24 protein-coding genes and 1 pseudogene are annotated in these 24,710 nt (G+C 64.3%); 6 read left to right on the forward strand and 19 right to left on the reverse strand.

Annotation, left to right across the window (positions count from 1 at the left end; translation table 11 throughout):
* Positions 1-288: 288 nt before the first annotated feature.
* From msrQ to ilvC, 4 genes are all read right to left on the reverse strand, one after another.
* Positions 289-915 (reverse strand): protein-methionine-sulfoxide reductase heme-binding subunit MsrQ, encoded by a 627-nt coding sequence (gene msrQ, locus PSm6_RS05960; protein ID WP_265169743.1) that lies wholly within the window; start codon positions 913-915, stop codon positions 289-291.
* Complete coding sequence (msrP, locus tag PSm6_RS05965) at positions 915-1,919, reverse strand: protein-methionine-sulfoxide reductase catalytic subunit MsrP (RefSeq protein WP_265169744.1); 1,005 nt, start codon at positions 1,917-1,919, stop codon at positions 915-917. The genes msrQ and msrP overlap by 1 nt, the downstream gene beginning before the upstream one ends.
* Before the next feature lie 61 nt (positions 1,920-1,980).
* A complete protein-coding gene (gene pssA, locus PSm6_RS05970) occupies positions 1,981-2,796 on the reverse strand; it encodes a CDP-diacylglycerol--serine O-phosphatidyltransferase (RefSeq protein ID WP_021219282.1) in 816 nt (271 codons plus the stop codon).
* A gap of 154 nt (positions 2,797-2,950) precedes the next feature.
* Positions 2,951-3,967 (reverse strand): ketol-acid reductoisomerase, encoded by a 1,017-nt coding sequence (gene ilvC / locus PSm6_RS05975; RefSeq protein WP_021219283.1) that lies wholly within the window; start codon positions 3,965-3,967, stop codon positions 2,951-2,953.
* A gap of 125 nt (positions 3,968-4,092) precedes the next feature.
* On the opposite strand from ilvC, the gene ilvY reads away from it, so the two are divergent.
* Positions 4,093-4,974 (forward strand): HTH-type transcriptional activator IlvY, encoded by an 882-nt coding sequence (gene ilvY, locus PSm6_RS05980; RefSeq protein ID WP_021219284.1) that lies wholly within the window; start codon positions 4,093-4,095, stop codon positions 4,972-4,974.
* Positions 4,975-5,028: 54 nt separating this feature from the next.
* On the opposite strand, the gene ilvN is transcribed toward ilvY, so the two are convergent.
* Together ilvN and PSm6_RS05990 are read right to left on the reverse strand one after the other, a co-directional pair.
* Positions 5,029-5,520, reverse strand: coding sequence for an acetolactate synthase small subunit (gene ilvN / locus PSm6_RS05985; protein ID WP_021219285.1), 492 nt, complete (start codon positions 5,518-5,520; stop codon positions 5,029-5,031).
* A 2-nt stretch (positions 5,521-5,522) separates the two neighbouring features.
* Positions 5,523-7,247, reverse strand: a complete 1,725-nt coding sequence (locus PSm6_RS05990; RefSeq protein WP_043244472.1) for an acetolactate synthase 3 large subunit — start codon at positions 7,245-7,247, stop codon at positions 5,523-5,525.
* Between the two features lie 410 nt (positions 7,248-7,657).
* Between PSm6_RS05990 and PSm6_RS05995 the strand changes: the two genes are divergently transcribed.
* Complete coding sequence (locus tag PSm6_RS05995; RefSeq protein WP_184490939.1) at positions 7,658-8,149, forward strand: DUF4124 domain-containing protein; 492 nt, start codon at positions 7,658-7,660, stop codon at positions 8,147-8,149.
* 40 nt (positions 8,150-8,189) lie between these two features.
* On the opposite strand, the gene PSm6_RS06000 is transcribed toward PSm6_RS05995, so the two are convergent.
* Genes PSm6_RS06000 through mrcB form a run of 3 tightly spaced genes read right to left on the reverse strand, consistent with a single transcriptional unit; the run spans position 8,190 to position 11,571 of the window.
* A complete protein-coding gene (locus PSm6_RS06000) occupies positions 8,190-8,510 on the reverse strand; it encodes a YqcC family protein (RefSeq protein WP_265169745.1) in 321 nt (106 codons plus the stop codon).
* On the reverse strand, positions 8,510-9,235 hold the full coding sequence (locus tag PSm6_RS06005; protein ID WP_265169746.1) for a tetratricopeptide repeat protein: 726 nt from the start codon (positions 9,233-9,235) through the stop codon (positions 8,510-8,512). Before PSm6_RS06005 ends, PSm6_RS06000 begins: the two co-directional genes overlap by 1 nt.
* A gap of 17 nt (positions 9,236-9,252) precedes the next feature.
* Positions 9,253-11,571 carry a penicillin-binding protein 1B gene (gene mrcB / locus PSm6_RS06010; protein ID WP_265169747.1) on the reverse strand — a complete coding sequence of 773 codons (2,319 nt, stop codon included), beginning with the start codon at positions 11,569-11,571 and terminating at the stop codon, positions 9,253-9,255.
* Between the two features lie 116 nt (positions 11,572-11,687).
* Between mrcB and PSm6_RS06015 the strand changes: the two genes are divergently transcribed.
* From PSm6_RS06015 to PSm6_RS06030, 4 genes are all read left to right on the forward strand, one after another.
* Positions 11,688-13,247, forward strand: coding sequence for a bifunctional aminoglycoside phosphotransferase/ATP-binding protein (locus PSm6_RS06015; RefSeq protein ID WP_265169748.1), 1,560 nt, complete (start codon positions 11,688-11,690; stop codon positions 13,245-13,247).
* A gap of 83 nt (positions 13,248-13,330) precedes the next feature.
* Positions 13,331-13,678 (forward strand): pentapeptide repeat-containing protein, encoded by a 348-nt coding sequence (locus PSm6_RS06020; RefSeq protein WP_021219292.1) that lies wholly within the window; start codon positions 13,331-13,333, stop codon positions 13,676-13,678.
* A gap of 224 nt (positions 13,679-13,902) precedes the next feature.
* On the forward strand, positions 13,903-14,175 hold the full coding sequence (locus tag PSm6_RS06025) for a TfoX/Sxy family protein (RefSeq protein ID WP_021219293.1): 273 nt from the start codon (positions 13,903-13,905) through the stop codon (positions 14,173-14,175).
* Positions 14,176-14,280: 105 nt separating this feature from the next.
* Positions 14,281-15,081 (forward strand): cyclic nucleotide-binding domain-containing protein, encoded by an 801-nt coding sequence (locus PSm6_RS06030; RefSeq protein WP_043244433.1) that lies wholly within the window; start codon positions 14,281-14,283, stop codon positions 15,079-15,081.
* Between the two features lie 288 nt (positions 15,082-15,369).
* Here PSm6_RS06030 and PSm6_RS06035 read toward each other — a convergent pair whose 3' ends face one another.
* From PSm6_RS06035 to PSm6_RS06080, 10 genes and pseudogenes are all read right to left on the reverse strand, one after another.
* On the reverse strand, positions 15,370-16,302 hold the full coding sequence (locus tag PSm6_RS06035; RefSeq protein WP_265169749.1) for a S1/P1 nuclease: 933 nt from the start codon (positions 16,300-16,302) through the stop codon (positions 15,370-15,372).
* A gap of 80 nt (positions 16,303-16,382) precedes the next feature.
* A complete protein-coding gene (deoD, locus tag PSm6_RS06040) occupies positions 16,383-17,096 on the reverse strand; it encodes a purine-nucleoside phosphorylase (RefSeq protein WP_265169750.1) in 714 nt (237 codons plus the stop codon).
* A complete protein-coding gene (locus PSm6_RS06045; RefSeq protein WP_265169751.1) occupies positions 17,097-18,335 on the reverse strand; it encodes a phosphopentomutase in 1,239 nt (412 codons plus the stop codon).
* Between the two features lie 9 nt (positions 18,336-18,344).
* Complete coding sequence (locus tag PSm6_RS30335; RefSeq protein ID WP_307735142.1) at positions 18,345-18,845, reverse strand: hypothetical protein; 501 nt, start codon at positions 18,843-18,845, stop codon at positions 18,345-18,347.
* Positions 18,734-19,747: pseudogene (locus PSm6_RS06055) on the reverse strand (thymidine phosphorylase); the annotation flags it as partial. The gene PSm6_RS30335 and the pseudogene PSm6_RS06055, both read right to left, overlap by 112 nt.
* Positions 19,653-20,429: a deoxyribose-phosphate aldolase gene (deoC, locus tag PSm6_RS06060; RefSeq protein WP_265169753.1), complete on the reverse strand. Its 777-nt coding sequence runs from the start codon at positions 20,427-20,429 to the stop codon at positions 19,653-19,655. The gene deoC and the pseudogene PSm6_RS06055, both read right to left, overlap by 95 nt.
* Positions 20,430-20,480: 51 nt before the next feature.
* Positions 20,481-21,743: a NupC/NupG family nucleoside CNT transporter gene (locus tag PSm6_RS06065; protein WP_021219300.1), complete on the reverse strand. Its 1,263-nt coding sequence runs from the start codon at positions 21,741-21,743 to the stop codon at positions 20,481-20,483.
* Positions 21,744-21,791: 48 nt separating this feature from the next.
* Positions 21,792-22,205, reverse strand: a complete 414-nt coding sequence (cdd, locus tag PSm6_RS06070) for a cytidine deaminase (protein ID WP_031287624.1) — start codon at positions 22,203-22,205, stop codon at positions 21,792-21,794.
* 81 nt (positions 22,206-22,286) lie between these two features.
* A complete protein-coding gene (locus PSm6_RS06075) occupies positions 22,287-23,999 on the reverse strand; it encodes a bifunctional metallophosphatase/5'-nucleotidase (protein ID WP_265169754.1) in 1,713 nt (570 codons plus the stop codon).
* 20 nt (positions 24,000-24,019) lie between these two features.
* The gene (locus PSm6_RS06080) at positions 24,020-24,658 is read right to left on the reverse strand and encodes a MotA/TolQ/ExbB proton channel family protein (RefSeq protein WP_021219303.1); all 639 of its coding nucleotides are present in this window, start codon (positions 24,656-24,658) and stop codon (positions 24,020-24,022) included.
* Positions 24,659-24,710: the final 52 nt, after the last annotated feature.

The raw sequence follows: 24,710 nt of genomic DNA on the forward strand, positions 1-24,710 counted from the left end.
ACTCAACGACTTGCGCTTTCCGTGAATCTTTCGCTTCACATCAGCGGGAGGCGAATTCTACAGCGTTTCAACTCGCTGTCAACACCTCTTTTTCAGCTTCTTTCGAACTCATCCGGAAGAGGCTGGCGACACCAAAACCCAACCTGGCACCACCCTTCCATCGCATCGATTCGACCTAGATCGAACCACCCCACCATTACTTAACCTTTTGATTTACAAGAGGTTTTTCTTGGCTTCTGCTGTGGAAGTGGTGCGCATTATAGGGATCAGAAACAGCACGTCAACACTTTATTGAAATCTTTTCGTCATCTTCTCTGCAGGCCCCGGAACTGGCCGCTTGAGCCTCCGGGAGATTACCGGCAGACGCAGCGCAAAAAGCGCGCTCCCGGCAATGGCATAGCCCGCCCACTCAGCCATATCCGCACGCACCACCCAAAGCATATGCAACAAGGCCAGCCCGAGAATCAGGTAGACGAGCCTATGCAGCTGCTTCCAGCGCCTACCGAGCTTCCGAATGCTGTACCGGTTGGACGTCACCGCCAGGACAAGAAGCATGAAGAAGGCCAGTGCACCCACGATAATGTAAGGGCGCTTACTCAGGTCTTTCGCCAACTGGCCCAGATCCAGGCCAAGCAGGAATACCGCGTAGGCACTTATATGGAAGACCACATAGGCGAAGCACCAAAGCCCCAGCTGCCGGCGAACGGCAATCCAGCCGCCCCATCCCGTCAGCTTTTGCAATGGCGTCATCCCAAGAGTGATCAGCAGGAGCCAAAGCGCGCCGAGTCCAAGGCGATCGACAAGCGTCTTTCCCGGGTCCGGGCCCAGGTCAAAGATCCAGGCCTGATACACCCATAGGGAAGGAGGAACCAACGCCGCCAGGAAAACCGCCACGCGCCACAGTCGATAGCGCATCAGTAGTATTTCCGCAGATCGAGGCCGCTATAGAGAGTGGCCACCTCGTCATAGCCATTGAACATCCGCGTCGGAATCACGTTAGGGCTGAACAAGCCACTGGGAAGACGCCGCTCATGAGCCTGGCTCCAACGTGGATGATCCACTTCAGGATTCACATTGGAATAGAAACCGTACTCGTTGGGCGCAATAGCCTCCCAGGTCGTCTTCGGCTGCTCGGCCACCAGGCTGATGCGCACAATGGATTTGATGCTCTTGAAGCCATACTTCCACGGCACCACCAAACGCAACGGTGCCCCATTCTGGTTAGGCAGCACACGTCCATACATGCCAACAGCCAGCAACGTGAGCGGATGCATCGCCTCATCCAAACGCAGCCCTTCTATATAAGGCCAATCGATCAACGAGAAGCCCGAACGAACGCCGGCCATCTCATCAGGAGCCAGCCGTGTCTCGAAACGCACGAACTTCGCATTCCCGTTGGGCTCCACCAATTGCAAAAGATCCGCCAGCGGGAAGCCCAACCAGGGGATGACCATCGACCACCCCTCCACGCAGCGCAGCCGGTAGATGCGCTCTTCGAGTCGATGAGGCTTCAGCAGGTCTTCAAGCGAGTAAGCGCCTGGTTTACCCACTTCACCATCGATCTTCACCTGCCAGGGTTCGACGCTGAGCTTGTCTGCGTAGCGGGAAGGGTCACCCTTGTTGGTGCCGAATTCGTAGAAGTTGTTGTAGTGGGTGGCATCCTTGAAGGGCGTCACCGCCTCGTTCCCGGCGGTGATCGCCTGCCAACGGGCATCCTGCAACTTGCCCGAGAACCAGGCAGGCGCGTTAGCCGGCTCGACATCGGCATAGGCTGCTGCCTCGGCAGCCTGACCAGGAAGGGAAGAAAGTGCGGCGGCAGCCCCCACCCCCGCCATGAAGGCGCGACGCGAGAGGTAGATGGATTCAGGGGTGACTTCATCTTCCCGGGAGGAAGACGCGGCGGGAGTTCTGATCAGCATGACGGCTCCACAGTTACGGCATGGGTTGCCCAGTAGACTGCGGAGCCGGGAGGAAATTACATCACTCGACGCGCTTGCGGCGACGCAGTTGCAGCAAGTATTGCACTGGGCCGGAGGCTGCGTAAGCAAGGAAGATCAGCAGCAGGATGCGCGGCGGGTCGCTGAACACCACGGCGAAAGCCAGCACCACCACCAGGATGGCCACGAACGGGACGCGCCCCTTCAGGTCAAGGTCCTTGAAGCTGTAGTACTTGACGTTGCTGACCATCAGCATGCCGGCAGCCGCTACCAGCAGGGCGACGATGAAGGACATGTTCGAGCCCTTGATACCGAAGTCGCTGAACGCCCAAACCGTACCAGCAACAACACCGGCAGCGGCCGGGCTGGCCAAACCAATGAAGTAGCGCTTGTCGGTCTTGCCGATCTGAGTGTTGAAGCGCGCGAGGCGCAGAGCCGCACCTGCCACATAGATGAAAGCAACCGTCAGGCCAACGCTGTTGAGCCCACTCAGTGCCCATTCGAATGCCAACAGCGCGGGTGCGACGCCGAAGGCGACCATGTCCGAGAGCGAGTCGTACTCGGCGCCGAATGCACTCTGGGTATTGGTCAGGCGCGCAACCCGCCCATCGAGACTGTCGAGCACCATGGCAACGAAGATGGTGGCAGCCGCGACGGAGAAGTTTCCGTTCATGGCGTTGATGATCGCGTAGAAGCCGGCGAACAGGTTGGCAGTCGTGAACAGGTTGGGCAGCAGATAGATGCCGCGATGACGGACCTTGCGACCCTCATCATCGTGCCCCTCTTCGACATGCTCGTCGATCGGCAGCAGGCTTTCGGCGTCGGGAGCCTCGTTCGGCTCTTCGGGACGGTCACTCATGAACAACATCCTTGCGAGGTATGCGAATGAATTTGACCGGGATGCAACAGGCTGGTTCGCGTCACGTGCCCGGTAATCAGGCTTTATACCAGAAGCGGGAGCACCATGAAAAAACGCGGCCGTAGCCGCGTTTCTTCTTCAACCGCGCGAGACCTTAGTTCTTGGTCTTGTCGACGATCTTGTTCGCGGAGATCCACGGCATCATCGCACGCAGACGCTCACCAACCTGCTCGATCGGGTGAGCAGCGTTGTTACGGCGGTAGGCGGTCATCGACGCGTAGTTCGAAGCACCTTCCTGGATGAACATCTTGGCGTATTCGCCGTCCTGAATGCGCTTCAGAGCGTTGCGCATGGCCTGACGGGATTCGGCGTTGATGACTTCCGGACCGGTCACGTACTCGCCGTATTCGGCGTTGTTGGAGATCGAGTAGTTCATGTTGGCGATGCCGCCTTCGTACATGAGGTCTACGATCAGTTTCAGTTCGTGCAGGCACTCGAAGTAGGCCATTTCCGGCGCGTAGCCAGCTTCGACCAGGGTTTCGAAACCGGCTTTGACCAGCTCGACGCAACCGCCGCAGAGAACGGCTTGCTCGCCGAACAGGTCGGTTTCGGTCTCGTCCTTGAAGGTGGTTTCGATGATGCCGGTACGGCCGCCGCCAACGCCGCAGGCGTAGGACAGGGCAACGTTCTTGGCATTGCCGGAAGCGTCCTGGTAGATGGCGACCAGGTCAGGGATGCCGCCGCCCTTGACGAACTCGGAGCGTACGGTGTGGCCCGGGGCCTTCGGCGCGATCATGATCACGTCGAGGTCGGCACGCGGGACGACCTGGTTGTAGTGGATGGCGAAGCCGTGGGCGAAAGCCAGGGTGGCGCCTTTCTTCAGGTTCGGCTCGACTTCGTCCTTGTACAGCTTGGACTGGAATTCGTCGGGGGTCAGGATCATGACCAGGTCAGCGGCGGCAACGGCTTCCGGCACGCTCTTCACGGTCAGGCCATGGGCTTGAGCCTTGGCGACGGTGGCGGAGCCCGGGCGCAGGCCGACGGTTACGTCGACACCGGAGTCTTTCAGGTTGCAGGCATGAGCATGACCCTGGGAGCCGTAACCGATGATGGCTACTTTCTTGCCCTGGATGATCGAGAGGTCACAGTCTTTGTCGTAATAAACTTTCATGTTCATGACTCTTCTAAAACGAAAGGGATGGGGTGCGCGCACCGCGACAGAGGCACATTAAGCGATCGGACCCGTTGCGTAAAATGATATATTCGCAACGTCATGTGCCTGTAAATGAAACACTCATGGACAACCACTCGCTCAGGCTCTTCCTTTCCCTGGCAGATAACCTGCACTTCGGCAAAACCAGCCGCGAACAGCATGTCAGCCCCTCTGCACTCAGCCGAAGCATCAAGCAGCTCGAAGACGAAGTCGGCGCGCCCCTGTTCGTACGCGACAACCGTTCGGTCCAGCTGACCCGAGAGGGGCAGCAGTTCCGCGAGTATGCCAGCGAGGTCATGAGCGGCTGGCACGCCATCCGCCAGCGGTTCATGCAGGACCAGGTGGACCTGCACGGCGAGCTCTCCCTGTATTGCTCGGTGACGGCAAGCTACAGCTTCCTCTACGACATCCTCAGCAGCTTCCGCCAGGACTACCCTCGCATCGAAATGAAGCTGCACACCGGCGACCCCGCCAAGGCGGTCGAGCGGGTACAACAGGGGCTGGAGGACCTCTCCATCGGCGCCCGGCCCGACAACCTGCCAGCCGGCATCGACTTCCAGTCAATCACCCGTTCGGAGCTACGCTTCATCGGACCACAGTCACCTCAGTTACTGAGCGAGGAACAGCTGAGGCAGCCCACAGCGCAAAGCTGGAAGGACGTGCCGATGATTCTCTCGGAAGAAGGCCTGGCCAGAACGCGCACCGAGCGCTGGCTGAAAAGCCACAGCATCAAGCCGCGTATCTACGCCCAGGTGGCGGGGAACGAAGCCATCGTCAGCATGGTGAGCCTGGGGTTCGGCATCGGCGTGGTTCCGCAGATCGTGCTCGACAACAGCCCGCTGACCGAGCGCATCCGCATCTACGACATCCAGCCTCCATTGACCGCCTACGACATCGGCCTGTTCGCCCTGGAAAAACGCCTCAAGGATCCGCTAATCGCCGCCTTCTGGAATCGTCGCCAGTAAATCCGGGCAATAAAAACCCCGCACAAGGCGGGGCTCTTCAACACAGCATGGCGATCAGATGCTCAGCACCTTGTCCCCACGGGCAATGCCGGTAACGCCACTGCGCACGGTCTCGAGGATCGACGCGGTGCCGATCGCCTGGATGAAGCTGTCCAGCTTGTCGGACGTACCGGCCAGCTGGATGGTGTAGACGCTACTGGTCACATCGACGATCTGCCCGCGGAAGATGTCGGTGGTGCGCTTGACCTCGGCGCGCTGGGCGCCAGTAGCCTTCACTTTTACCAGCATCAGCTCGCGCTCGATGTGAGCGCTCTCCGACAGGTCCACCAGCTTGACCACTTCGATCAGCTTGTTGAGGTTCTTGGTGATCTGCTCGATCACATCGTCCTGGCCAACGGTGGTCAGCGTCAGACGCGACAGGGTCGGATCCTCGGTGGGCGCTACGGTCAGGCTTTCGATGTTGTAGTTGCGTTGGGAGAACAGGCCGACGACACGGGACAGCGCACCGGGTTCGTTCTCCAGCAACAGGGAAATGATGTGTCGCATGTTCAGGTCCGCTCCGTCTTGCTCAGCCACATATCGCGCATGGCGCCATCCCGGATCTGCATCGGGTAGACGTGTTCGCTCGGATCGACCTGGATATCGAGGAACACCAGGCGATTCTTCAGCGCGAACGCTTCTTCCATCTTCGGCTTCAGATCCTTCAGGTCGGTGATGCGCATGCCAACGTGGCCATAGGCTTCAACCAGCTTGACGAAGTCCGGCAGCGACTCCATGTAGGAGTGCGAGTAACGGCTGTTGTACTGCATGTCCTGCCACTGGCGGACCATGCCCAAGGCACCGTTGTTGAGGTTGATGATCTTCACCGGCAGGTCGTACTGCAGGCAGGTGGACAGTTCCTGGATGTTCATCTGGATGCTGCCTTCACCGGTCACGCACGCCACATCGGCATCCGGGAAGTTGAGCTTCACGCCCATCGCCGCCGGGAAGCCGAAGCCCATGGTGCCGAGGCCACCGGAGTTGATCCAGCGATTGGGCTTGTTGAAGCGGTAGTACTGCGCCGCGAACATCTGGTGCTGGCCCACATCGGACGCCACATAGGCATCACCCTTGGTGACATCGCACAGGGTCTCGATGACGGTCTGCGGCTTGATGATGCTGCCGTCGCCCATTTCATAGGGGAACAGGCCGCGGTCACCGCGCCACTCTTCGATCTGCTTCCACCAGCTGGCGACGGTCTCCTTGTTCGGGGTCTCGCCGATTTCCTTGAGGATGGCGACCATCTCGGTGAGGACGCTGTCCACCGGCCCCACGATCGGGATATCGGCCTTGATGGTCTTGGAGATCGAAGCCGGGTCGATGTCGATGTGGATGATCTTGGCGTTCGGGCAGAACTTGCTCGCGCCGTTGATCACACGGTCATCGAAACGCGCGCCGACAGCCAGGATCACGTCAGCGTGGTGCATCGCCAGGTTGGCGGTGTAGCTGCCGTGCATGCCGAGCATGCCAACGAACTGGCGATCCATGCCCGGGTAGGCGCCGAGGCCCATCAGGGTGTTGGTCACCGGGAGGTTGAGCATCTTCGCCAGTTCGGTCAGAGGCTCGGAAGCGCCGCCCATGATCACGCCGCCACCGGCGTACAGGATCGGACGCTTGGCAGCCAGCAGCATCTCGGCCGCCTTGCGGATCTGGCCGGAATGACCACGAACGGCAGGGCTGTACGAGCGCAGCTTGACCTTCTTCGGGTAGCTGTATTCGAACTTCTGGGTCGGATCGCCCATGTCCTTCGGAATATCGACCACGACCGGGCCAGGACGGCCGGACTGGGCGAGATAGAAGGCCTTCTTGATCACTTCGGGGATTTCCGAAGGATGCTTGATGATGAAGCTGTGCTTCACGATCGGACGGGAGATACCGACCATGTCGGTTTCCTGGAAGGCATCGGTGCCTACCATGCCGCTCGGCACCTGACCGGACAGCACGACCATCGGGATGGAGTCCATATAGGCGGTGGCGATGCCGGTGATGGCGTTCGTCGCACCGGGGCCGGACGTCACCAGCACCACGCCGGGCTTGCCGGTAGCGCGGGCATAGCCGTCGGCCATATGGGTAGCAGCCTGCTCATGGCGCACCAGGATATGGGTGACGTCACTTTCCTTGAACAGGGCATCGTAGATATGCAGGAGGGCACCACCCGGGTACCCGTAGATGTACTTAACGCCTTCGTCACGCAACGAGCGGACGACCATTTCAGCGCCAGATAAAAGCTCCACGTTGTTCACCTCTAAAACGCCAGTAAACCGCCCGCACCGGACGGCCTGAAATAGGTTTGCTTGCAAGCAGTGACGTGCACGACGGGTAGTCGAACTCCATCAGCTACTGACTGAGCAAGCATCGGGTCGGCCCCTGAGAGTTGTTGCGGGACTTTCCCACCCAGCGCGAGGTAACGCGTTGCGGGTGTAACAGGTCGGCGCGGGTATGCACCTCATCGACTGCGGCAGCTACCGACTTGCGGCCGGCCCACTGAAACAGCGAACCACGGATTCTTCGGATAAGCGTGCGACAAGTCAAGTAATCCATCAGTGTTTCTTGCATCACAAGCCTGTGACACGTAGCAGCATGACGATAGGCGGGTTTTGGTTATAGTAATTGCCAGGTCTCGAGTCGATCACAAGGAAACAACATGCGGCGCATCATTCTCACAGGCAGCCTGCTGCTCGCCCTGAGCGGTTCTGTCATGGCCAGCCAGGTCTACAAATGGGTGGACGCGCAAGGTGTAACCCACTTCGGCGCGCAGCCGCCCCAAGGGCAGGATGCCACGTCGGTCAGCACCGGCGCCGCGCAGCCCAAGGAAGTCAAACCCACGTTCGAGAACCCCTACCCCGTCCAGCCCAAGGCCGAGGAAAAGGCCGCTACGCCAGCGCCCGCCAAACCTGGCAAGGCCAGCAGCGATGAGCAGCAGAAGGCGCTGGACGAGAAGGTGAAAAGCGACGTCGCCAAGCAGGAAGCCGAGCGCAAGAAGTACTGCGACACCATGCGCACCAACCTCGCGCAACTGCAGAACAACCCGCGCGTGCGCGTGGAAGAGAACGGTCAGCTGCGTTTCCTGGGCGAAGAAGAACGCCAGGCCAAGATGGCAGAAACCAAGAAGTCGATAGACGAGAACTGCAACTGACCCATAGAACTGCGGCGCCTCTCGGCGCCGCATTCATGTCTCAACCGATCAACCGATCGAACTCCCCGAGCGACTCCAGCAAGGCTCGCACCTCCACCGGATGCTCACGGAAGGCCATCTCGGCCATCGGGCGAATCCCCGACGCCTGGGGCAGATCGGCCCCGGATTCCAAGATGATTTTCATCTTCGGCAGGAAGATCCACTGCAACCACTCGTCGAACGCCAGCGTATCGACGCAAAACGGCTCCGGGCTGGAAAGCGCTTCTGCGCTGGGCGCGGCGTCCGCCCACCAACCGAGCACGCGCAGTTCGCGCTCGATCAGCAGCAACTGCTCAGCCACCTCGGAGAGGCGCGGATCCATCAGGAGCTGACCTTGGCGCGCTGACGGGCCTGGGCGGCACCGGACGGGTCGCCCTGGCGCTCGCGGGATTTGGCGACCAACTCCCACAAACTCGCCTGCAACGCCGGGCGGCCATTGGAAAGACTCAAGCCACGACGAGCAAGCTGCTCGGCCTGGGCGGCATCGCCCTGGGCCAGGCGCACTTCAGCGAGGCGATAAAGCACCTGCGGCTCGCGCGGGGCGATGCGCTGGGCACGCTCCAGACTGGAGGACGCACCATTGAGGTCGCCACCGCCCTGTTGCTGCTGGGCGGTGGTCAGCAGCGCCAGCACTGGGCCATCCAGCTGCTCGTCAGCGGCAAGGCTGCCGCCGCTGGGAATGCCGCTCGGCGCGGAAGGCATGCTGTAGCTGCCAGTGGAGATCGGTGCGGAGCTCGAAGGTCCCGGGGTGATCGGGCCGGGCGTGATGGGGCCGGAACTGATCGAGCCGCTGATGGGCGCGCTCGGCGCCGGCATCGCCTGGGCGGAACTGCCACTGCCACCCGGCACCATCACCACCACACCGGAATCCTGGGAATCGTATTGAGGCTGCTGGGCCGCGACCGGGGCGCGGTAGCCGCCGGAGCCTTCTTCCTGTTCGGACATCGGGCCACCGGAGTCGACCACCGGGATGGCATTTCGCTGAGGAGTCGCACAACCGGTCAGCATGACCGCAACGGTCAAGGCAGGAATCCACCCTTTATTCACATCAGATCCTCTTCGGTTCATTGCATCCAGCCACGGACCCAGTCCATCACCGAGTCCACTGGCGCACCCATGCCACAGGACTGGCCCGGCGCCGGCTCGCTGCCGCGAATATACGGCATCTGTACCGCGCCCGGGCAGCTGGAGTCAGAGCCCTGGCCGCTGTGTGGGTCGATCCACGCCTGCACCACGTTATCCGGCATCGGCATGTCCAGCGGCAGCGGATCAGCCTTGCGCATGAAGCCTGTCCAGACCTGCAGCGCACCCGTCGCGCCGGTGAGTGGCGTCTTGCCGTTATCGTCGCGGCCCAGCCACACCACTGCCAGCAAATCCTGGCTGAAGCCGGCGAACCAGCTGTCACGGGAGTCGTTGGTGGTACCGGTCTTGCCGGCCAGGGTCAGCGAGCTGGGCAGCTGGGTATAGACCGAGCGCCCGGTGCCCTCACGCATCACCCGCTGCATGGCGTTCTGCACCAGGTAGATGGCACCCGGATCGAAGCGCTGCTGGATCTGGAACGGGTAACGCTTGAGCGGCTCGCCTTCGGCGGTCAGCACGCTGCGAATACCCCGCAAGGGCGTATTGAAGCCGCCATTGGCCAGGGTCTGGTACATGGTCGCCACCTCCATCGGGCTCAGTGCACCCGCACCCAGCAGCATCGACGGGAAGGCCGGCCACTCGCGGGAGACGCCGAGTCGTTCGAGGGTTTTGAGCACGTTCGGCACGCCCAGTTCCAGACCCAGCTTGGCGGTCGACAGGTTGTACGAGTTCGCCAGCCCCTGGTACAGGTAGATGCTGCCGTGGGCCTGACGGTCGTAGTTCTGCGGCGTCCACACCTGGCCGTCCTGCCCCTTCACCGAGAAGGGCTCATCCTGCACCCAACTGGTCAGGGTGTACTGGCTGGGCCGCTCTAGGGCGGTGAGGTAGACGGCGGGCTTGATCAGCGAGCCGATCGGGCGCACGGCATCGATGGCGCGGTTGAAACCGGCGAAGCGCGGCTGGCGGCTACCGACCAGCGCCTGCACTTCACCCGTCTCGGGGTTGCTGACTACCATGGCGGACTCGACCTCGTCGACACCCTTGCGGCCGGATAGGCGCTTGAGGGTTTCATCGAGGGCGGACTCGGCCTTGAGCTGCAGGATCGGGTCGAAGCTGGTGAAGATGCGCAGCCCTTCCTCGGTAAGGTCTTCGTCACGGTAGTCCTGGCGCAGCTGGCGCTTGACCAGGTCGAGGAAGGCCGGGAACGAACTGTCCGCCAGGCTGCCGCGCTGGGTCACGCCCAGCGGCTTGGCCTTGGCCTCGGCGGCCTCTTCCGGCGTGACGATGCCCTGCTCGGCGAGCAGGTCCAGCACCAGGTTACGGCGCTCCAGCGCGCGCTCCGGGTTGCGGCGCGGGTTGTACTGCGACGGGCCCTTGACCATGCCCACCAACAGCGCGACCTGATGCAGCTTCAGCTCGGAAAGCGGCTGGCTGAAGAAATACTGGCTGGCAAGACCGAAGCCGTGCACGGCGCGCTGGCCGTCCTGGCCGAGGAACACCTCGTTGAGGTAGGCCTCGAGGATCTCGCGCTTGTCGTAATGCACCTCGAGCAACACCGCCATCATGGCTTCGGTGGCCTTGCGGCTGATGCTGCGCTCGTTGGTCAGGTAGAAGTTCTTCACCAACTGCTGGGTCAGGGTGCTGCCGCCCTGGCGCAGCTGGCCGGCGGTGGCGTTGACCCAGATCGCACGCGCGATGGACTTGAGCGAAACACCCCAATGGTTGAAGAACTCACGGTCCTCCACCGCCACCAGCGTCTCCACCAGATAGGCCGGAACCTGGTCCAGCTTGATCAGCACCCGGTCCTCATGATGGGCGGGATAGAGGCCACCGATCAGCAGCGGCTCGAGGCGCGCGACCGCAAGGTTGCTGCCGTTGGCCTGAGTCAGGCCCGCCACGTAATCGCCGGAGAAACGCACCTTGATCCGCTGCGCAGGCTCGGGGCCTTCATAGAACTGGAAGCCGCGGGTATTGAGCTCCACCGCCGCACCGGCCACAGACGCGGAGCCCGGGCCGCTGGACGCGCTTTCGCGGCGGTAACCCAACGCATCGAGTTCCTTGAGGAAATCATCCTTGGCCAGCTTCAGGCCAACGAACAATTCCAGCGGTCGCGCATAGACCTTGGCCGGAACCGTCCAGCGCTTGCCGGAGAATTTTTCCTGGACGATGGCGTCGAGGTAGATGGCGAATCCCGCCAGCACCACCAAGCCCACCAGGCCGAGCTTCAAGCCCCAGCCAAATAGGGTACGGAGGCCGCTGGAGCGGGGCTTTTTACGGGAGCGGGGGGATCGGGGACGAGTCATGGCGGCGCATTATACGCACTTTATCCACAGCCAGAAGGCGCCTCCTGACGGTTTGCAGAGTGGTGCACAGCGGCCATAATCCCCCGCTCTGCCAGCACCTCCAGCAAGGAAAGACCGTGAGCCAAGCACTGATTACCGCCCTGCAAGACCCCGCCCTCTATCCGCATCCCGTGGAAGGCTTCAAGGTCATCGAGACGCACATCTCCTGGGTGCTCCTCACCGGTCCCTACGCCTATAAGATCAAGAAGCCCGTCAACTTCGGCTTCCTCGACTTCACCGACCTGGCCGCCCGCGAGCGCTTCTGCGGTGAAGAGGTGCGTCTCAACCAACGCCTCACCCACGACCTGTATCTCGACGTGCTGCCGATCACCGGCAGCGAAGCCGCCCCGAAGCTGGGCGGCGAAGGCCCGGCCATCGAATTCGCCATCCGCATGGCTCAGTTCCCCCAGGCCAACCTGCTGAGCGAAGTGCAGTCGCGTGGCGAACTCACGCCCGCCCACATCGACGCCCTGGCCGTACAGATCGCCCAGTTCCACATGGAGTCGCCCCAGGTCGCCATCGAGCACCCGCTGGGCACCCCGGAAATGGTCATGGCCCCGGTGCAGCAGAACTTCGACCAGATCCGCCCGATGCTGAGCAACAAGGCTGACCTGCAGCAACTCGACGCCCTCGAAGCCTGGGCCCAAAGCAGCTACGAGCGCCTGCTGCCACTACTGGCCGAACGCAAGAAAAATGGTTCGATCCGCGAATGCCATGGCGACATCCACCTGGGTAACGCCACCCTCATCCAAGGCGAGGTGGTGCTGTTCGACTGCATCGAATTCAACGAACCCTTCCGCTTCACCGACGTCTATGCCGACATCGGCTTCCTGGCCATGGACCTGGAGGACCGCGGCCTCAAGTCGCTGTCCCGCCGCCTGGTCAGCCGCTACCTGGAAGAGACCGGCGACTACAAGGGCCTGGAGGTGCTGAACTTCTACAAGGCCTACCGCGCCCTGGTCCGCGCCAAGATCGCCCTGTTCAGCCTCGCCCACCAGAGCGACGCCGTGCAGCAGGCCGCCACCCTGCGCCAGTACCGCAACTACGCCAACCTGGCGGAAAGCTACAGCGCCATTCCCTCGCGCTTCATGGCCATCACCCACGGCGTATCGGCCGTCGGCAAGAGCCATGTGGCGCTGCGCCTGGTGGAAGCCCTCGGCGCCATCCGCCTGCGCTCCGACGTCGAGCGCAAGCGCCTGTTCGGCCAGCAGCAGGGCGAGCAGAACGACCTCTACAGTGGCATCTACAGCGCCGAGGCCACCGCCCGCACCTACCAGCACCTGCACCAGTTGGCGGAAACCGTGCTGCACGCCGGTTTCCCGGTGGTGATCGACGCGGCCTACCTCAAGCAGGCCCAGCGCCAGGCCGCCCAGGATATCGCCGAGCAAGTGGGCACCCCCGTCGTCATCCTCGACTGCCACGCCCCGGAAGCCGTCATCGCCGGCTGGCTGGAACAGCGCAAGCAGCAAGGCGGCGACCCCTCCGACGCCACGCTAGAAGTGGTGCATGCCCAGCAGGCGAGCCGCGAAGCCCTGACGGCGGAAGAACAGACCCACAGCAAGCGCATCGACACCCACGACGCCAGCAGCCTCGACAGCCTGGTCGAGCGCATTCGTCAGCACCTGCCCGGCCTCTGATCGGACGATGCCCTAAGGCCTATGGCGGGCACTGCTCGCCATGGGTTCTATACTCCCGGTGAACTCTCACCGGATGAGTACCCATGACCACACCACACCAACTCGATAGCCCCCTCTACCGCCTGCTGCACAACGACGATGTCGTCGGTTTCAATGACCAGAAGCCCAAGGAAGGCTCGATCAACCTGGCCTCCGGCGATTTCCGCGGGCTCGACCTGCGCACCCTCGATGCCGCGCGCATCGACTTCACCGACGCCTATTTCCGCGGCGCCGACCTGCGCGGCGTAGACCTGCGCGAAGCCAGCCTGGAAGGCGCCAGCATCGCCCACGCGCAGATATCCGGCGCCTACTTCCCCACCGAACTGGCGGCCGACGAGATCCTCATGTCGGTCAATTTCGGCACCCGCCTGCGCTACAACACCCACAAGTAGCCACGCCCAACCTGTGATCGGCCCCGCTCGGTTAGCGCCCACGCGGATGCCGTCTACGCTGATATCCGGGCGCGAACTCCGCAGAAGCGGATTGGAGGGGCCAACGCCCGCCGGGCGCGGGACAGGGATGATGCCACCGGACCACGCAATAGCAGATGGCCGCTACACTTCCCGGATGAACCGGGTAATGAGTCCTTCGCGCCCCACCAACGCAAGGAGGCTGGATGAACGACGAACTGCAACACCTGAAGAATCTTGGCAAGACCTCGGCGCAGTGGCTGCATGCGGTGGGCATCCACAGCGCCTCGGACCTGCGCCGCCTGGGTGCGGTCGGGGCCTATCGTGCAGTGCGGGCACGGGGCTTTCGCGCATCCAAGGTCCTGCTCTACGCGATCGAAGGTGCGCTGCTGGATGTGCACTGGAACGACCTGCCGCCCAGCCACAAGGCTGAACTCAACGGCCAACTGGATGCACTGCAGCCCCACAACAAGAGCTAGCTCACAACCTGGGCGTTGGAGGATTTACTGCGATAGCAATGCGCCCTATTGTTTCAGGGACGTTCGTGCGTCCAAGCCGCCCAGCCAGTTCAAGGAATTACTGTCATGTACCTACTCGGGGAGCAACCTGCTTACGCCGACCAGCTGATCAACCGACTGCAAAGCATTCCCGGCCAGCTGCTCGATGGGCTAGAGCCCTCGGGCCCACCCCTGCGCCTCGATGCAGTGGAGGACCTGGCCAAGGTGCTGCCCGGCAATCAACTGTTCCTCATCGAGAACGGCCTGCTCCACGCCCTAGTCGACGAACGCCCGCTGTTCTACCTCCAGGAAGGTGACCTCGTAGGCCTGCGCCAAGGCATCGAACTGCCCAGCTGCCGCTACCGCAGCGACGAGCCGCTGAGCCTGATCCCCTATGCGCGCGGCGACGTGTTCAAGCACATCTATGGCAGCGAGAAAGGCCAGGAGCTGTTCATCCAGTACCTGATCGGCCACACCGCGCTGCTGTCCGACGCCCTCGCCCGCCTCAAGCAGCCCGAAATCCGCCCCGCCACCGGCTTCCAGCACTTCGCCGCCGGCGAGGAGCTGATCCACCAGGGCGACGAGGCCGATCATGTGTTCATCATCATCGAAGGGCACGCCGAAGCCTTCGTCGACGGGCAGAAGGTCGGTGACGTGCAGAAGGACGAAATCTTCGGCGCCATGGCCGTGTTCACCCGTGAGAAACGCAGCGCCACCGTGGTTGCCAGCGAGCCCTGCACGGTGATGGTGATCCCCAAGGACCAGTTCCTCAGCCTGATGCAAAGCAACCCGCGCATCGCTCACAGCCTGATCGAGAGCATGGCTCGACGCATCGACCTGCTGAACAAGGAAGTCACCCAGCAGCGCCTGGCAAAGCCTGCTGAATGATCGAATTCGCGTCACAAGGGGCCCCGGCAAACGCTGGGGTTTCTGTTTTTTGGGGACGCCCGAAAAGCGAGATGAAAATAATTCGCACTAATGCTTGACTGTGGAATGAGAATTGTTATTATTACCGCAACTGGTCGCGAGATCAGCCGGTAAGCTGGGAGACCAAGCAGTCGGACTCTTCAGATTATCTCCTCATCAGGCTAATCACGGTTATTGACCCGGCAATTTTGCCGGGTCTTTTTTTGCCTGCGAGAAAGTGCCGCCGCTTCACTCCCGCGGCACCGCCCCTTACTTCTTCGGCGCGCCTTCCGGCAGGTTGGCGTTGAGCAGCAGCGCCAGACGGATGCCCGCTTCCTGCACGCGGCGCTCGGCCAGGGGCAGGAATTTCTTCAGGTAACGGCGATCCAGGGTGTCCTGGTTGCCCCCTGCCTCGCCATCCTCGTCACCACCCTGGGTGCCACGACGGGCCCACTCCTCGCTTTTCGACTGCTTGAAGGCATCAGGCTTGAAGGCCTTCTTGCCGCCGGTCTTCGGGTACAGGTCGTCGTCACGGACGATGGCGCAGGACTCCCCCGACCAACTCGCGGGAGTGCCCACCTCGGGTTTCGGCAGGTCCTCGGACAGCTTCGCCGTATAGGCTGCCTGGTCCAGGCGCCGGCTTGCCAACAGGTAACTGTCCCAGACGCTGTGCAGGTTGTAATCGCGGCCGCCGACCACCACCGGGAAGTCGTTGCCGCCCTTGTCCAGGCGATAGCTGTTATGCAGCGGCTGGTGGATATCACCCACGAAATGCACCACGAACATCAGCGCCATGACCTTCTGGTTGTCATTCGCCTTGGGGTCGGCCAGCAGCGCCGCGTTGCGCTCGATGGCCGCCACCACGCACTGGCCGTCCGGGCAGTCACGCGGAGCCTGGTAGGTGCAGTCATCGGTCTTGTAGTTGATGTAGTGCTGCGCGCGGGTCTGCTCCCAGAGCGCCTGGAAGTCCGGCATGTTGCGCAGGTTGTCCGCCCAGCTGGCGACAGCGGAAAGGTGCTGCTGCCGTACCAGCGCCAGCAGGCGATCGGCCTCGGCCTTGGCCGCTGGCGTCAGTTGCGCCTCGGCGATATCCGCCACCACCGCGTGGCCCAGCTGGCCCCAGGCCCCTGCCTGCGCGCCCCAGAGCAGGCTGCCGATGAAGAGACTGGCGCCCAGCGCCCGACGAAATCCGTTGTGCTGCATGTTTCCCCCTAATGGCTGTGCCCAGGCATGAAGCGCCCCCGGGCGCGCCTGGACGTCGCACCCACGCGCAAAGAAATGACTCAGTGATCGAGGGTCATGGCGTCCAGCGTCAGCCGCACCATGTCGTGGAAGTCTTCCTGGCGCTGCTCGGCGGTCAGCTTCTCGCCGCTGATCAGGTGGTCGCTCACCGTCAGCACCGCCAGGGCCTGGCGCCCCAGCTCCGCCGCCACGCCATAGAGCCCGGCAGCCTCCATTTCCACCGCCAGTACGCCCATGCCCGTCATGCGCGCGGCCCAGGCCAGGTCCGGCTCGTAGAACAGGTCGGCGGAGAAGACGTTGCCCACGTGCACCGCCTGCCCCCTTTCGTCAGCACGGCGCACGGTGCGTTCCAGCAGCCGGTAGTCGGCCAGGGCGGCAAAGTCGAAACCGCCGAAACGCTTGCGGTTGACCACCGAATCAGTGGACGCGCCCTGGGCGATCACCAAGTCGCCCACCTTCACGCCGTCCTGCAGCGAGCCGCAGCTGCCGACGCGGACGATACGCTGCACGCCGTACTGGCTGAACAGCTCGTGGGCGTAGATCGACAACGAGGGGATGCCCATCCCCGAGCCCATCACCGAGATGCGCTGGCCCTGGTAGAAGCCGGTGAAGGCCAGCATGTTGCGCACCGCATTCACCTGGCGGACGTCCGCCAGGTAGGTGTCGGCGATCATCTTCGCCCGCAGCGGGTCGCCCGGCATCAGCACGGTTTCGGCAAAGTCACCCGCAAGGGCGGTGATATGGGGAGTGGCCATCTACAGGTTTCCGGATTCAGGATGAATGAAGGACTCGCCGTGCTCGCAGGCCGGCAATTCGAAGAAGGTGGCCAGGCTCTGGCCGATGTCGGCGAAGCTGCCGCGCTCGCCCAGGCTGCCGGGCGTGATGCCGGCACCGAAGGCCAGCACCGGGATGTGCTCGCGGGTGTGGTCGCTGCCTGGCCAGCTCGGGTCGCAACCGTGGTCGGCGGCCAGCATCAGCACATCGCCCTCCCCCATCGCCGCCAGCAGTTCAGGCAGGCGACGGTCGAAAGCCTCCAGCGCCAGCGCGTAACCGGCGATGTCGCGGCGGTGGCCGAAGAGCATGTCGAAATCGACGAAGTTGGCGAACACCAGAGTGCGTTCCGGCGCTTGCGCCAAGGCCTGCAAGGTCGCCTCGAACAGCGCCTCGTTGCCGTCGCCCTTGTACAGCCGGCTGATGCCCCGGTGGGCGAAGATGTCGCCGATCTTGCCCACCGCGAATACCTGCCCGCCCGCCTCCACCAGCCGGTCCAGCAGGGTGGGCGCGGGGGGCGGCACGGCGTAGTCACGGCGGTTGCCGGTGCGGCGGAAATCGGCAGCGGAGGTGCCGACGAAGGGCCGCGCGATCACCCGGCCGATGTTCCAGTCATCGCACAGCCCACGGGCGATCTCGCACAGCTGGTAGAGCCGATCCAGGCCGAACGCCTCCTCGTGGGCGGCGATCTGGAACACGCTGTCCGCCGAGGTGTAGCAGATGGGCTTGCCGCTGCGCAGGTGCGCCTCGCCCAGTTCTTCGAGGATGGTGGTGCCCGAGGCGTGGCAGTTGCCGAGGATGCCCGGCAAGCCGGCGCGTTCGATCAGCGCATCCAGCAGCTCGGGCGGAAAGCTCTGCTGTTTCTCGGCGAAGTAGCCCCAGTCGAACAGCACCGGCACCCCGGCCATCTCCCAGTGGCCGGACGGCGTGTCCTTGCCGCTGGACAGCTCGCGGGCATGGCCGTGGGCACCGATGACAGGTGCTTCGGGATCGAAGCCCGGCGCATAGATGCCAGCACTGGCTGCCGCTGCATGGCCCAGCCCCAGGCGCTCCAGGTTGGGCAGATGCAACGGGCCGATGCGCAGAGGGCCATCCGCTTCGCCACGGGCACAGGCTTCGGCGATATGCAGCAGCGTGTTGGCGCCCTGGTCGCCGAAGCGCGTGGCATCCGCCGTGGCACCGATACCGAAGGAGTCGAGGACCAGCAACAAGGCTCTGCCCATGGTCCGCTCCTAGTAACGCTGGCCGATCAGCTCGGCGACCTGTGCCTCGCCATCGCCCAGTTGATAGGCCGCGCGCAAGGCCGCTGCTGCACGCTCGGCGCTGGCGGCATCCCGAGCATGCACCAGCCCCAGCGGCTGCTCGTCTCCGACCCTTTCCCCGGGCAGCGCCAGCGCGCTGAAGCCCACCGCCGGGTCGACCTCGTCCTCCGGGCGCTTGCGACCGCCGCCCAGGGCGACCACCGCGAGGCCGATGGCGCGGGTATCCACCGCCTGGACGATACCGCCGCGCTCGGCATGCACCGGGTGCACCACCGGCGCCCAGGGCAGGTGGCGCCAGGGCTCGCGATGCAGGCCCCGGGGCCGCCCAGGGCATCGACCATCAGGTTGAAGCGTTGCAGTGCCGCGCCGTCGCGCCAGGCCTGCAGCAGGCGCTCGCGGGCCTGGGCGCAGTCCTCCGCCAACCCGGCGGCCACCAGGGTTTCCTCGGCCAGCACCAGGGTCACTTCCCACAGGCGCGGGCTGCGCACCTCGCCCTTGAGCAGGGCCAGCGCCTCTTCCACTTCCAACGCGTTGCCGGCGCTACGGGCCAGCGGCTGGTTCATGTCGGAGATCACCGCGCGGGTGCGCACGCCGGCACCATTGGCCACTGCCACCAGGCTGCGTGCCAGCAGGTCGGCCTGCTGCGGGTCGCTCATGAAGGCGCCATTGCCGCTCTTCACGTCCATGATCAGCACATCGAGCCCGGCGGCGAGCTTCTTCGCCAGGATGGACGCGGTGATCAGGTCCACCGACTCCACCGTGCCGGTGACATCGCGAATGCCGTACAGGCGCTTGTCCGCCGGCGCCAGGTCGGCGGTCTGGCCGATGATGGCGCAGCCCACCTCCGCCACCACCGTGCGCAGGCGCTCGGGGTCGGGGCGGGTGCAGTAGCCGGGGATGCTTTCCAGCTTGTCCAGGGTGCCGCCGGTGTGCCCCAGGCCACGCCCGGAGATCATCGGCACGTAGCAGCCACAGGCCGCCAGCAACGGCGCCAGCACCAGGCTCACCAGGTCGCCCACACCACCGGTGGAGTGCTTGTCCACCACCGGGCCGGGCAGCTTCCATTCCAGCACCTGGCCGGAGTCGCGCATGGCGGTGGTCAGGGCGATGCGCTCATCCAGGCTCATGCCCTTGAGCAGCACCGCCATGGCGAAGGCGGCCACCTGGCCCTCGCTGAGGCTGGAATCGCTGATGCCTTCGACGAAGCGGCGGATGTCCTCACCCGCCAGCTCCAGCCCATCGCGCTTGCGACGGATCACTTCCTGCGCCAGCCACATATCAGTAGCCCTCCGATACAACGGCATCGGCCTGGCCAAGCACCCGCAGCAGGTCGCCGAGCAGGCTGGAGGCACCGAGGCGCAGGTGACGGGCATCGATCCAGTCCAGGCCCAGCTCAGCGGCCGCCAGTTCGATATAGCGGCGCGCATCGGCCAAGGTACGAATCCCCCCTGCCGGCTTGAAGCCCACCCGGCCGCCCATCTCGCGGATCACATCGAGCATCAGCGCTGCGGCCTCGGGCGTGGCGTTGACCGCCACCTTGCCGGTGCTGGTCTTGATGAAGTCAGCACCGGCGGCGATGGCGTCGCGGCTGGCCTGGCGGATCAGCTCCGGGTCGGCCAGTTCGCCGGTTTCGAGTATCACCTTGAGCAGCACCCGCTCCCCGCACGCGGCCTTGCAGGCGGCGACCATCTCGCGGCCACGCTCGGCATCGCCAGCCAGCAGCGCGCGATAGGGGTAGACCAGGTCCACTTCATCCACGCCATCGACCACCGCCGCAGCGGTCTCGCGCACGGCGGCGGCGATGTCGTCGGCGCCCTGGGGGAAGTTGGTCACGGTGGCGATACGCAGGTCGCCGGCACCCAGTTTCTCCAGGGTCCGTCGGGCGAAGCCGATGAAGCGCGGGTAGATGCACAGCGCCGCCACTCGGCCCTCAGGGGTCAGTGCGCGCTGGCAGAGGGCGGCGATGGCGGTCTCGTCGTCATCGTCGTTGAGCGAAGTCAGGTCCAGCAGGCCGATGGCCAACCGGGCCAGTTCGGTATCCGTCAATTGAGTCATTCAGAACATTCCCCAGGGATGCGCCATGAGCCGGCATCCCGTTGCAGTGATTCAGAGCGAAACGAACAGTCCGGCCAAAGCCGCACTCATCAGGTTAGCCAGGGTGCCGGCGATCATCGCGCGCACCCCGAGCCGGGCGAGGTCCTTGCGGCGGTTGGGCGCCATCACCCCCATGCCGCCCAGCAGGATGCCGATGGAGGACAGGTTGGCGAAGCCGCACAGGGCGAAGGTGACGATCACCTGGGTGTGGGCGCTGAGCACCTCGACACCGGCGGCCGACGCCTGGATCGGATTGATGTAGCGGGCGAAGTCGACATAGGCGACGAACTCGTTGAGCACGATCTTCTGCCCGATGAAGCCGCCGGCCTGGATGGCTTCGGCCCAGGGCACGCCAAGCAGCCAGGCCACCGGAGCGAAGGCGTAGCCCAGCAGCAGTTGCAGGGTCACGCCGGGGTAGCCGACGAAGCCGCCGAGCCAGCCCATCAGGCTGTTGAGCACCGCCACCAGAGCGATGAACACCAGCAGCATGGCACCTACGTTCAGCGCCAGTTGCAGGCCGCTGGACGCACCGGCGGCGGCCGCGTCGAGCACGTTGGCCGGACGGTCGTCGGCGTAGCCCTCGATCAGGTCCGGACGGTCCTGGGGCGTCTCGCTTTCAGGCTCCATCAGCTTGGCCATGAGCATGCCGCCGGGCGCCGACATCAGGCTCGCGGCAATCAGGTACTTGAGGTCAACACCGAGGCTGGCGTAGCCGATCATCACCGAGCCGGCGGTGGAGGCCAGGCCACAGACCATCACCGAGAACAGCTCGGAGCGGGTCATGTGCGGGATGTAGGGGCGCACCACCAGCGGCGCCTCGGTCTGGCCGAGGAAGATGTTGGCGGTGGCCGACAGGGATTCGGTGCGGCTGGTGCCCATGGCGCGCTGCAGGGCGCCACCGATCACCGAGATGATCACGTCCATGACGCGCAGGTAGTAGAGCACCGCAATGAAGGCGCTGAAGAACACGATCACCGGCAGCACCTTGATGGCGAAGACGAAGCCGCCGCCACCGAACAGGTCGAACATCTTGGCGCTGTTCAGCCCGCCGAAGAGGAAGTCGATGCCCTTGGTGGCGCTGTCTTCCAGGCTGCTGACGACGTTGGACATGGCCGCCAGGGAGTTCTGCCCCCAGGGCACGTAGAGCACGAAGGCGGCGAACCCCGCCTGCAGCACGAAGGCCGTGCCGACCGTGCGCAGGTTGATGGCGCTGCGCTTGGACGACAACAGGTACGCGATTACCAGCAACATCAGGATGCCGAGCATGCCGATCATGAAATGGATTCCCCGGAAGAATTGTGCGTCGTTGTTCTTGTCGTTGTTCTAGAGGGCGAAGGCGCCGGGCAGCAGCTCGTCGACGCGCCACAGGCGGGTCGACTCCGGGTCGCTGCCGCAGCAGATCACCGGGCAGTCGGCCGCCATCAGCTCGCTGATCACCTGACGGCAGGCGCCGCAGGGGCTGATCACCGGAACCTCCGGGGCGAACACCAGCAACGCCTTGAAGCTGCGCGGCGCATGGCCCTGGCTGATGGCGGCGAACAGCGCGCTGCGCTCGGCGCAGTTGGTCAGGCCGTAGGAGCCGTTTTCCACGTTGCAGCCGAGGATCACCTGGCCGTCATGGGTGAGCAGCGCCGCCCCGACGGGGAATCGGGAATAGGGACTGTAGGTGCGTGCCGCAGCCTCGATGGCCTGGGGCAACAACCGCTCGCACAGAGCGGATCGAGCAACATCGTTCATGGGGTACCGTCCGGGACTCTGGGTCGCCTTCTTTATGGTTATCGGGCGCCCGTCATGCAGGCGCCTCCTTGTTGCAAGCCGCTATTCCCGTTGGCTGACCGCCATATCCACACGGCGGATGCGCCGCGCGCCTTCGGCCGCACCCGCCGGCTTGCCGGCCTGGTCCTGGGCCACCAGGTAGTCGATCAACGCGTCCAGGTCGGAGATGCCGCTGTCGCGATGTTCCGCCCCTTCGCGGAACAGGCTGAAGCCATCGCCCCCCTCCGCGAGGAAGGCATTGGAAACCACCCGGTAGCGCCCATCCGCCCGCACCGGCTGGCCGTCCAGGCGCAGGCTGTCGACCCGCACGCGCTGCCCGAACGGCCTGCCCGCCTCCCACTGGTAGGCGAAGGACGAGGAGACCTGCAGCGGTGTGAAGCCACCTCCGTCGCGCCACTGCTGCTCCAGCAGCGCCACCAGTTGCGCGCCACTGAGGGTCAGCAGGTGCAGGGTGTTGTTGAAAGGTTGCGAGCTGGCCACCTGGGAGTAGCTGACCGTCTCCAGCCCCTGTTCCAGTGCCAGGTCGCCACGGATGCCGCCCGGGTTCATCAATGCCAGCTGTGCGCCCTGCGAGCGGGTCGCAGCCAGTTGCGCATCGGCGATCAGATCACCCATGGCCGATTCGCCCGCCTCGTTCACCTCGCGACGCACCTCAGCAGCCGCCAGCCGGGCGATGGGCCGCGCCAGCACCGCATTGCTGCGCGCTTCGATCTCGCTTTGCAGCGCCGCGAGCTTCTCGTCCGCGGCATAACGCGCCGGGTCGGCCAGCAGGTTGCGGGCCTCGATGCGGGTCACCTTGTGGGTCCCTGGTGTCACGTCCAGCGTGAGCTGGGTGAGCAGGTGGCCGTAGGAGGAGCCCTGGGTCACCGGCAGCTTACCCACCTGGCACAGATAGCCCTGGTGGCTGTGGGCACTGAGCAGCAGGTCCACTGCCGGGTCCAGGCGCTTGGCCACATCGACGATCTCGCCGCCCAGTTGCTGGCAGGCGGGCTTGTCGAAGGGCTCAGGCGTGCTGCCACCCTGGTGCACCACGGCGACGATGGCGTTGGCACCGGCGGCCTTGATCTCGGGGATCAGCGCGTTGATCGAATCAGCCTCGTCGCGCACCTCCAGCCCGGCCAGGCCGCTGGGGCGGACCACGCTGGCGACATCGCGCAGGATGGCGGCGACGAAGGCCACCTTGACCCCCTTCACCTCCTCGATGAGGTAGGCCGGCAGCAGTGGCTTGCCAGTGGTGCTGTCCACCAGGTTGGCGGCCAGGTAATCGAACCCGGCGCCCTTGTAGTAACCGCGGAAGCTGCAGGCCTTCTCCGGGCGTGGTGATTCACAGCCACCGTGGATCTGCCGCAGCAGCTCGGCCTTGCCCAGGTCCAGCTCGTGGTTGCCCACGGCGGTGAAGCGCAGGCCCATGGCCTTGAGCGCCTCCAGGCTGGGCTCGTCGGCCCACATGGCGGAGATCGGCGGGCTGCCGCCCACCAGGTCGCCAGCGCCGATGAACAGCAGCTGCGGGTCCTGCTTGCGCAGCTCCGCCAGCATGCCGCCAAGGGTGGCGATGCCGCCGGCGTTCACCGACAGCGTCTTGCCGGGGTTGGCCGGGTCCGGGTAGCGGAAACTGCTGCCCTGGATGTAACCGTGGAAATCGTTGATCGCCACCAGGTTCACCGCCACCGGCTGCACAGCTTCCTGCCCGCAACCGGCCAGGCCGGCGAGCAGGAGTGCGCCCAGCAAGCGGCTGCGGGCAAGGGAACGGAACATGCGTGACTCCCCTGCGCGCATCAGGCCGGCTGCAACTGGCCGTTGGCGACCGGCGCCGCCGTGCGGACCACGGTGCCCATGCCGGCACGCAGCAGGAGGATCTTCAGGTGGTCGGTGATGCGCTCGACACGGTCCTGGAAGTGGTTGTGGAAGATCATCGCGACCAGGGCGATGGCGATACCCAGCGCGGTGGCGAACAGCGCGGTGCCGATGCCCTTGGACACTTCGCCCGGGTCGGAAACGCCGGCCTCGGCCAGGGCGCGGAAGGTGTCGATGATGCCGAGGATGGTGCCCAGCAGGCCCAGCAGCGGCGCTGCGGTGACCACGGTCTCGAGGATCCACAGGCCGTGCATCAGCTTGCCACGGGTGGCGATGTAGATGGATTCGCTGAGGTCTTCCAGGTCCTTGTGGGAGCTGACCGCGCCCTTCTGCTCGAACAGCTGGTCGATCATTTCCAGCGGCAGGCTCTTGCGGCTGTTCAGCGCGGCCGGCAGCTCGTCGATGCCATGCATGCTCGGCACCAGCGCCGCTTCCAGCTTCACGGCCTGGCGCAGGCTGTAGGCGAAGAAGATGCCCCGCTCCACGGCGATGAACGCGGCAAGGGCGGCGGCGCCGTACATCACGTAGAAGGTAATGTCGTGCAGCAGATCCATATTCATGTGGTACCTCCAGCGAACTCGGGGTGTGCCGAAGGGCCCGAAGGCCCTGCGG

The sequence above is a fragment of the Pseudomonas solani genome (assembly GCF_026072635.1).
GTDB lineage: Bacteria > Pseudomonadota > Gammaproteobacteria > Pseudomonadales > Pseudomonadaceae > Metapseudomonas > Metapseudomonas solani.